The organism is Schlesneria sp. (genome assembly GCF_036405755.1).
GTDB classification, from domain to species: domain Bacteria; phylum Planctomycetota; class Planctomycetia; order Planctomycetales; family Planctomycetaceae; genus Schlesneria; species Schlesneria sphaerica.
In genome coordinates this window covers 1-9391 of record NZ_DASWWZ010000279.1, presented here as the reverse complement: position 1 = coordinate 9391, position 9391 = coordinate 1, and the positions used below count along the sequence as shown (strand labels likewise).

Below are 9391 nucleotides of genomic sequence, written 5' to 3'. Positions count from 1 at the left end.
ACGCAGCGGTGATATTGATCCCAATCTGACGGAATACATTGCGGGAAAATCGGGGCTGTCGATCCGTGAAGTGAACGACATGATCAACCGAAAAAGTGGACTGCTGGGGATCTCGGGATTGAGCAACGACATGCGGACCCTGACCGACGCAGCCATTGCCGGGCAGCCTCGGGCGGCGCTGGCGATCGAGGTCTTCTGTTACCGGCTGGCTCGTCAGGTCCTGGCCATGTGTGCGGCCCTCACGCGAATGGATGCTCTGGTCTTTACTGGCGGAATCGGCGAGCACTCGTCGGTGGTCCGAGAAAAGACACTTTCCGCTCTCACAATTCTGCGGCCCGAACTGGACCCTGAACGCAATCTGGCAAACGGCATTCATTCTCAGGGGCGAATCACACGAGACGATTCGAGCGGTCTGGTCGCACTGGTCATCCCCACCAACGAAGAATGGATGATCGGTCAATTTGCGGTGGAACTGTGTCAGAAGCACGATCAGTAAAGGCTGTCGCTCATGATGAAGAAGACGATCTTCCTCGTTCCGGTCCATGCGGACTGCGGACTCACGACTGTCGCCCTGGGGATGGTTCGAGCCTTTGATCAGCTTGGCGTGCGGGTCGCGTTCTACAAGCCGCTCGATCACCAGCGGGAGCGTGAACATGGCCCCGAGAGATCGACGCACTTCGTTCGTACCATCACGCAGCTTCAGCCCGCCCCCCCGATTCCACTCGACCGGGCCGAACGCCTGGTCAGTGCTCAGGAACTCGACCGACTGCGGACGGAAATCATCACGGCCTTCCATCAGTCCACTCCTGACGCCGAGGTCGTGATCGTCGAAGGACTGGTCTCGACCCGCCAGTCGTCGATTGACTGGAACGAAGAACTGGTCGGGATCCTCAGCGCCGACGTGGTCCTTGTTGCGGCCGAAGGGGACCGGTCGAGCGACCGGCTGCGCCATGATCTCGAGACCGCTGCCAGCCCCTACGGCGGCATGCAGAGCGAACGGGTCATGGGATGCATTCTGAACCGTGTCCGACTGCAAAGCGGAGAGACGGGCGAGGCGGCCCGGTCCCGCTATGCCAAGGCCGTTGTTTCCCGGCCGCACGCCGATTTTTCTGTGATCGGGTGCATTCCCTATCACGCGGAACTGACTCACTGTCGGCCTCGCGATATCGCCGCTCATCTGAAGGCTGAGGTGGTCTTCGCGGGGGAAATCGATGATCGTCGAGTCAAACAAATTTCGCTGCTGGCCCGGCGAGTACCGCACCTTTTCTATACCTTCCGTCCGGGTGCCATCCTGGTCACGCCAGCCGATCGTGACGATGTGATCATCGCGATCGCCATGGCGGCTCTGAACGGAATTCCGATCGCCGGGCTGGTCCTGACCGGTGAACTTCCGATCGAAGAATCGGTGAAAGCGTTTTGCATGCCCGGTTTCCAGACGGGGCTTCCCGTCTTCTGGGTTCCCAAAAGCAGCTATGAAACGGCGACGGCGCTCTACGGGATGAGTCAGGAAATTCCCGCCGACGACACGCAGCGAATCCGCTCGGCGATGGAGTTCGCCGCGAGTCATCTCGATGAACGGTGGCTGACCGCACACCGCAGCAGCGATGCCGAACCCCGCATGTCCCCTGCGGCATTCTGTTATCAACTGACGGAACGGGCGAAGCTGGCGAACCGTCGGATTCTGCTCCCCGAAGGGGACGAACCGAGGACAATCAAAGCGGCCGTCATCTGTCAGGAACGTCGGATCGCTCGCTGTGTCCTGATGGGAAAGCCCGACGAAATCCGCCGCGTTGCTCACGGATTGGGACTGGAGCTTCCCGCCGATCTGGAGATCATCGATGTCGATTCGATCCGTGAGCACTATGTTGCTCCACTCGTGGAAATGCGAAAGAGTAAAGGGCTGTCTGAGCAGGCTGCGGCCGATCAACTGACTGATAACGTTGTCCTGGGAACCGTCATGCTGGCACAGGGCGAAGCGGACGGACTGGTGTCCGGAGCCGTCCATTCCACCGCCAATACGATCCGTCCAGCCCTGCAGCTCATTAAAACGAAGCCCGGTGTCAGCCTGGTGTCGTCTGTCTTCTTTATGTGCCTCCCCGATCAGGTCGTGGTGTATGGGGACTGTGCCGTGGTGACGGACCCCGATGCTCAGGGATTAGCCGAAATCGCCATTCAAAGTGCAGACTCGGCGAAGCAGTTTGGCATTACCCCTCGAGTCGCTTTGATCAGCTACTCGACAGGAACCTCCGGGAGCGGTGTCGATGTCGATAAAGTTCGGGAAGCAGTCCGCATCGCCCGAGAACTGCGGCCCGATCTCCTGGTTGATGGTCCTCTTCAATATGACGCCGCCTCGACACTCGACGTCGCCCAGACAAAAGCGCCGGACAGTGCCGTGGCGGGGAAAGCCACTGTGTTTGTCTTCCCTGACTTGAACACCGGTAACACGACTTATAAAGCCGTACAGCGTAGCGCCAATGTCGTTAGTATTGGTCCCATGCTGCAGGGGCTGAAGCGGCCGGTCAATGACCTTTCGCGAGGAGCACTGATCGACGATATCGTCTACACCATCGCCTTAACGGCTGTGCAAGCCACCCAAAGTTGAGCTCATCGTTCGCTGACATCATCGTTTTCGACGGACGATCGCCGGCGCCAGAAACTGCGGCGACTGAAGGACGTCATTCAGGCTGGTCTCAATTTCCGGCAGCAGTTCATCTCCCGTCTCGGGAAGACGGCGGGTGATCACGCCCCCCCGGATATCGCTCAGCACCTGCTTCAAGTCCGCATGAACCCGTTCACGAAACTGATCGACATCACTGCTGGAGAGGTCGCGGCGGATGAGCGATGTCGTCGGGGAGGAACCCGGTTCATCACTTAAGTGTTCCCGGTGACGCTTCAGTTGAGCGAGTGTTTTTCCTTCTGTCCGGTAGAGCAGTCCATCGACGTAGGCTCGCCGCAGCCGCTTCTGTGCATCGAATCGGTACATCAGATCGTGCCCACGATAAACGAACAGCCAACCGAGAGCATTGAATCCCACCACGGCCAGTAGTTGACCGTCCGGAGAACAGCATTCGATTCGCCGAATCAGCGACACCATCTCGGCCATCAAGTCTTCACGGTCTGATTCATTTTGAGCCATCGGTGCTATCTGCCTTCTTCGGTATCCCATGCATCTGCATGAGTTTGCGTGATGATCTGGTTATTCCGCCACTCGTTTCTTGTGACACTATGTCTTTTCGCGTTCTGAGCGCGGCGGTGAGTCAGTTCTCATTGGTATGATACCTGCTCAATTCTGGCGGTTGTCCTGATCGATCCTGAAAACTCCATTCACCGTACCCATGTGCCGGTCGGCCGAATCCTGTCAAAGCAGAATGTGAGATTTTCCTATGAGTTCTTCCTCGGTTGACCTGTCTGATCCGCTGTCGTCCGCTGAGTTTGCGGTGATCGATGAAGAGCGCAGGGCGGAAATCGATCGGCGTCACGCACTCGTTCGGGACTTGCTGGAACGGGAAGGCTATGCGGCCCTGCTGATTCAGCAACCGGGCAACTTTGCCTGGATCACCGGAGGGCAGCTCAATCAGCGCGGAGGACTGACCGGACAGACGGGTGCCGTCTTCGTCACTCCTGACGCTCGCCTGATCGCCTGCAGCAACGCCAACACGGCCCAGTTCTTTGAGGCCGAAGTCTCGGGACTCGGCTTCCAGCTCAAGGAACGGCCCTGGTTTGAGCCCCGCGGAGTGATGGTCTCCGACCTCTGCCGAGGTCGACGCGTGGCCAGCGATACGGGGGTGAATGGGACCGATGATGTCAGCTTGCTCCTGCTGGGAATGCGGTTGCCGCTCTCGGAATACGAAGTCAGTTCCATGCGAGAGGCGGGAAAAATTATCGCTCATGCGGTCGAGGCGACCGCCCGGGGGATGACGCGAGGTCGTACAGAAGCCGAAATCGCCGGTGAAGTGGCACACCGACTGATCAAACGAGGCGTCGACCCGCAGCGAATCCAGGTTGTGGCCGACGGACGTGGACGCCGTTTCCGCTATTGGAATCACGATCAATCTCCTGTTCATCGCTACTGTACCATCTCCGTGGTCGGACGTTATCGAGGCTTGTTCGTTGGTGCGGCTCGTACGGTTTCATTGGGGGAGCCCCCTCGAGATCTCCTGGAGGCCTTCGAGCGTGCTGCTCTCGTCGCGGCGACGGGCATGTTCTTTTCACAACCGGAATGGGAACTGTTCGAAGTCTGGAGCCGTGTCCGCCGGATCTACGAAAAGTCGGGAGCCGCCTCCGAGTGGCAACAGGCGGATCAGGCAGACATCGTCGAGTACGAATTTGGTTCGGTCCCGCTGATGCCCAGCAGCGAGTTTCGCCTCACCCCCGGTGTCCCCATCTTCTGGCATCCCTCGGTTGGTCCCGCCTTGTTAGGTGAAACTGTCGTTGTCACCAAAGAGGGAACCGAAGTTCTCACCCCCGCCACCGACTGGCCCACATTCCCGATCAGTGTCAAAGGGGTGAACGTCAAAATCCCGGCCATTCTCGTCGTAAATAACTAACACTGGCGCGTCGCTGACGCAGCCTGTTTGCGGTCTCACGATTTCTCCCGTCTCGTCAGGGGGTGCCAGACTCCCTTGAGCCAGCCGGGTTCACGGCTGCGGTGCTTCGAGACCTTCAAAAAAACTGCTGCCAATCCGGACGATGGTCGCTCCTTCCTCGATCCCGACCTCGAAGTCGCCACTCATTCCCATCGAGAGTTGATCGAGCGACCAGCGGCCGTTGCAGTCCGCTTTCAATCGGTCGCTCAGTTCCCGGAGCTGGCGGAAATACGGCCGGGACGCTTCGGCGTCGTCGCTGAGCGGTGCCATCGCCATCAGTCCCGCAATCTCGACCGAGTCGGTTGTTTGCAGAGCCGGCCAGGCGGCGATCAACTCCTCCGCGGTGAATCCGTCTTTGCTCTCTTCATGGGCGATATTCACTTCCAGCAGGATGCGAGGCCGTCGTCCCAGCTTTTCGGCCTGACGAGCAATCTGCTCAAACAATCGAGTGGAATCGACCGAATGAATCAGGTCGGTCAGGGGCAGGATGTCCTCCACCTTGTTGCGCTGCAGGTGGCCAATCAGGTGCCAGCGAACGGCCGAGTCCAGCACTTCCGCCCGCTTGGCGAGTTGCTGCGGTCGAGCCTCACCCAGCTCCCGCACCCCCAGCGAGATCAGTTCCTCAACCCAGCTCAGCTCGGCATACTTCGTCACAGCCACCACCGTGATGTCGTGAGGTTGCCGGTGGGAGCGTGCGCAGGCCGCCGCCACACGTTGCTGAATCGCCGCAAGATTCTCTCGCAATCGGTTTTTGCTCTCGTCACTCATTGCAGCCTCGTTCTTCCACAGCCTCGATTCACTCAGTTCGGGCACCAGAGCAGGGGGGGACTCAATCTGCCTGCCGCGTGCCGTCGTCCCGTTCGATCAGCAGATTGAGGTACGACCGGGATTCGGCGACCTCAAGACCGAGTGAGCGGGCCAGATGCCAGATGGCGGACTCCGCCTGCGTCCGTTCCCCCTCCTCGGCCAGGAGTTCAATTTCCAGGAACGATTGCCCCAGCTCCGGGACTTCATCCAGCGACACTTCAAAGCTCTGTCCGGACTGAACCAGTCTCAGTGTTCGGCGCAACTTGCGCACTTCCCGGACGAAGCGAAAGCCGAGCAGGCCCAGCATCTGACGTAGCTGATCAGTGGCTTGAGAGCCTTCGTCGAAACCGACCTCAATTTCATGGCGTGTTTTCGCCGCCGTGCCGATCACGGCACCTTTATAGGTGACGCAATTCGTGTTTCCGACGGATCGAATCCGCAGCGCCTCGTCCGTCTCGCGAAAATCGCGGGACGGGTGGTTGAAGTAGCGATCAACGTGAGTCACCACGTCGTCGGCCGTTGCCCCCCGGTTCCGCAGCAGCGATTCAATCGATGCGGGATCTTCGATGCGAAACTTCAATTCAACTTCATAGGTCTTGGTCATAGTCACTCCCGGTCGCAGTCTAATCGAGAAATCGGGTTGGGAAAGGGTGTGAGGCAGGTTCAAAATCGGAAGTGACAAGCGACCGACCGTGCCGCAGCGCTTGGTTTCGACCGTCTGGCCATCTAAAATGACGGGGTTGTATTAAGAGGATTCCCCCGTTTTGTGGAGGGGGCTCAATTTGCTAGGGTCTCCCAGGAAAAGTACTTTCGATCATGGCCAAAAAGACCATTGCCGATGTCGACGTTGCAGGTAAATCCGTTCTCATGCGGTGTGACTTCAACGTACCGCTCGACGATCAGCTGCACATCACCGACGACCGCCGAATCACCGAAGCCCTGCCGTCGATCAAGTCTGTTCTTGATCGCGGCGGCCGCGTGATTCTGATGAGTCATCTGGGGCGCCCCGAAGGGAAAGACCCCGCCGAAGACGCCAAGTTCAGCCTGAAGCCCGTGGCGGCCCGCCTGAAGGAAGTTCTCGGCTGTCCGGTTCATTTTGCTGCCGATACCGTCGGTGAAGAAGCTCAGGCGAAGTCGAAAGAACTCAAGAACGGCGAAGTCCTGCTGCTGGAAAACGTCCGCTTCAATAAAGGCGAAAAGAAAGGCGATGCCGAATACGCCGCCGTCCTGGCTGCCATGGGCGATATCTACTGCAACGACGCCTTCGGAACCTGTCACCGGACCGAAGGTTCGATGGTCGCCGTTCCGAACGCCATGAACGGAAAGCCCAAGGTCTGCGGTTTCCTCGTCGAAAAGGAAATCGCGTTTCTGTCGGACGCCATCGCCAATCCCGTTCGTCCCTTCGTCGCCATCCTCGGCGGGGCCAAGGTCTCTGACAAGATCATGGTCATCAAGAACCTGCTGACGATCTGCGACAAGGTCCTGATCGGTGGTGCGATGGCTCACACGTTCACCCTCGCGCGAGGCGGGTCCGTCGGACGCAGCCGCGTTGAAAGGGACAAACTCGATCTCGCCAATGAACTGGTGGCCGAAGGGGGCGATAAACTCGTCCTGCCACTCGACACCGCCTGCGGCGACGATTTCAAGAGCACCTGTAACAAGCAGGTGGTCCCCGTTGGTCAGATTCCCGATGAAGGGGGCTGGGAAGGATTCGACATCGGACCGGCCACCATCGCCAAGTACTCGGAAATCATCAAGACCGCCAAGACGGTCATCTGGAACGGCCCGATGGGTGTGTTCGAAATGCCACCGTTTGACGCCGGAACCCGCGCCATTGCCGAAGCGATCGTCGCCAGCGACGCCACCAGCATCATCGGGGGTGGCGATAGCGCCGCCGCCGTTCAGCAGTTCGGTCTGGCCGACAAGGTGACCCACGTCAGCACCGGCGGCGGAGCCAGTCTCGAAATGCTCGAAGGGAAGAAGTTTGCCGCGGTTGAGCTGCTGGATAATAAGTAACCTTCGCAATTGAACTTATGTCGCTGCGGGATGAACCCACAATAACCTCGCAGTGAAAGCGCCCTCGTTAGAACGGAGACATCAGCCTACAATAGGGTCTGGTGTCTCCGTTTCTGTTGTGAGAGTTGACTGGTTGACGAGAGTGACCAGCGGAGTACCGTTGCCGTCGATTTCATTGAAACGTCCTGTGAAAAGCTCCGTGGGTGTCGATCGGGCATTCCGGGGAAAATCCGATGAGGGGGAGGTCGAATGTCTCTCAGTCTCGATCTGGCAGCAGCGCTGAATCCGTTAGTCGGCCAAACCTTCGTTCCGCCGAAAACGGTCTCCGTTTCTGACGCCAGCGGACTGACCATTGCCGTCGACCTGATCTCCGTCGAATCGCTCGGTGTCGCGTGTGAGGAATTGAGTCTTACGGTTCCTGCTTTGGGCGCGGCCACGCTGGACACCCTGAAAAAATGGGCCAGCGACCTGTGCCGTCGCGTCACGTATCTGCTGGAAAACATCGGCCCGCTCGAATTCGACGCCCAGGGCCAGCAGGTCATGATCCGCTCAACCCCCCCCGACACGACGACAACCAGCGGCACCCGCTACTACGAAGTGATTCTGTCGCTACAGGGAGGGGGCCAGTTCTCCCTTCGCCGCTACCACAACGACGGCACAGGCAACGGCAGAACCCCCGTCCCTCTCCAGGTCACCCACGAACAGCTCGCCAAGCTGGTCAACGACCTGCTCGCCACGATCCCTACCAATCCCTGATCGGCAACCACCGGGACCGTCCATTCCTGACTCGCCCCGACGTCCCCGCACACACCGACCTGACCGCCCCATTGAAAAAACCGCTCCAATGCCACGAGTCGTGAGTCCCCGTCTGCCCAACGGGTAGCACCGGTTGACCGGTCTTCCGGGCTACCGGTGTGCGCAGCACAAGAGGTCCCCATCACGCATTGACGCAGAAAGACGTTTCGATCACGGGTGAGTCCACCTAAGGAAACCTCGTGCGGCTGTCGCCGCCCCGGTAGCCGCGAAGCCGCGTCAACCGGGGCTACCCTCCCGAGAGTCTTCCCCGTGGGCTGTTCCCCGTGCACCATACTCAGTGGACGAAGACCGCTGGACGAGCGCGATCCAGCACCGACATCCACATTCCCCGCCTCAGATCCGATCCCGAAAAAAATCACTTGAGCAAGTTGAACAAGTTGAGCAACTTCAAACCAAACCCCTATTTTTCAGGCCCCAATCGAACTTGCTCAAACCTTCAGTAAGTCGCTCAAAATGAACAACTTCTAAATCTGATGAGCAAGTTCCAAATTCACCCTGCGATTGCGAAGGCTGCTGAGCCAAATGCGAGATTGACACGATCGTGGACGCCTGACGGCCCCAATCCCTGATTTCCAGGGTTTTCCATAAGATGGGCATCCTACCGGACCCTGAGGAACTTGAGTACGAATCCATCGCGGTCGTCATTCCTTCTTCCCGAGTGCACCACATTCCATCCCCTGAGTTATCCAACTCTGGCGACACTAATCTTATCAAAATCCGACCTCGACAAACCCTCCCTCGAGCCGTCGTTTCCAATTGATTGGAAGGTAAGAATCGCCGTGACTTTCCTAGAGTTCGATTCCATACTGCAGCACAGAATACGTAGTGAGCTCCGGGACACAGCTTTGTTGCTTGGAACGTGGGTGCTGATTCATGCCGCTGCATGCCAGGTTAAATATGGGGCTTGTGGTCCTTTGACCAGACGTTAGGCCGTAACAAATCTCGTTTTGCTTAGTGCGACGCAGACACTCAGTGGCCCCGAAACGCGGCCGACGGGGACGTCGGCGATCCCGGGAACGCCGACGTCCCCGTCGGCAAGCAGGAATGTGAGGCTTCCAGGTCTCCTCGAAAATCGAAGGGTCATGAGATGACCAGAAATGAGGAAGTCGAAAATCAGATCAAAGCCGACCAGAACGTCGGTCGCGCGGAAACTGCAAATGGGCGAA

At 58.5% G+C, this 9391-nt stretch carries 8 protein-coding genes and 1 pseudogene; 5 read left to right on the top strand and 4 right to left on the bottom strand.

What is annotated here, in order from left to right:
- Both VGE80_RS09845 and pta read left to right on the top strand, forming a co-directional pair.
- Positions 1–496, top strand: a pseudogene (locus tag VGE80_RS09845) (acetate kinase); the annotation flags it as partial.
- 12 nt (positions 497–508) lie between these two features.
- Positions 509–2602 (top strand): phosphate acetyltransferase, encoded by a 2094-nt coding sequence (gene pta, locus VGE80_RS09840; protein ID WP_440592543.1) that lies wholly within the window; start codon positions 509–511, stop codon positions 2600–2602.
- Between the two features lie 18 nt (positions 2603–2620).
- Here pta and VGE80_RS09835 read toward each other — a convergent pair whose 3' ends face one another.
- The gene (locus tag VGE80_RS09835; protein ID WP_440592542.1) at positions 2621–3136 is read right to left on the bottom strand and encodes a hypothetical protein; all 516 of its coding nucleotides are present in this window, start codon (positions 3134–3136) and stop codon (positions 2621–2623) included.
- A gap of 247 nt (positions 3137–3383) precedes the next feature.
- Between VGE80_RS09835 and VGE80_RS09830 the strand changes: the two genes are divergently transcribed.
- Positions 3384–4547, top strand: coding sequence for a M24 family metallopeptidase (locus tag VGE80_RS09830; RefSeq protein WP_440592541.1), 1164 nt, complete (start codon positions 3384–3386; stop codon positions 4545–4547).
- 90 nt (positions 4548–4637) lie between these two features.
- Here VGE80_RS09830 and VGE80_RS09825 read toward each other — a convergent pair whose 3' ends face one another.
- Positions 4638–5354: a YggS family pyridoxal phosphate-dependent enzyme gene (locus VGE80_RS09825; protein ID WP_440592540.1), complete on the bottom strand. Its 717-nt coding sequence runs from the start codon at positions 5352–5354 to the stop codon at positions 4638–4640.
- A 61-nt stretch (positions 5355–5415) separates the two neighbouring features.
- Positions 5416–5997, bottom strand: coding sequence for a class IV adenylate cyclase (gene cyaB, locus VGE80_RS09820; protein ID WP_440592539.1), 582 nt, complete (start codon positions 5995–5997; stop codon positions 5416–5418).
- Positions 5998–6209: 212 nt separating this feature from the next.
- Here cyaB and VGE80_RS09815 point away from each other — a divergent pair, with 212 nt between their 5' ends.
- Positions 6210–7409, top strand: coding sequence for a phosphoglycerate kinase (locus VGE80_RS09815; RefSeq protein WP_440592538.1), 1200 nt, complete (start codon positions 6210–6212; stop codon positions 7407–7409).
- Positions 7410–7658: 249 nt separating this feature from the next.
- The gene (locus VGE80_RS09810; protein ID WP_397571518.1) at positions 7659–8165 is read left to right on the top strand and encodes a hypothetical protein; all 507 of its coding nucleotides are present in this window, start codon (positions 7659–7661) and stop codon (positions 8163–8165) included.
- Positions 8166–9150: 985 nt separating this feature from the next.
- Here the strand turns inward: VGE80_RS09810 and VGE80_RS09805 are convergent.
- On the bottom strand, positions 9151–9391 hold a 241-nt coding region (locus VGE80_RS09805; RefSeq protein ID WP_440592537.1), incomplete at its 5' end, for a hypothetical protein.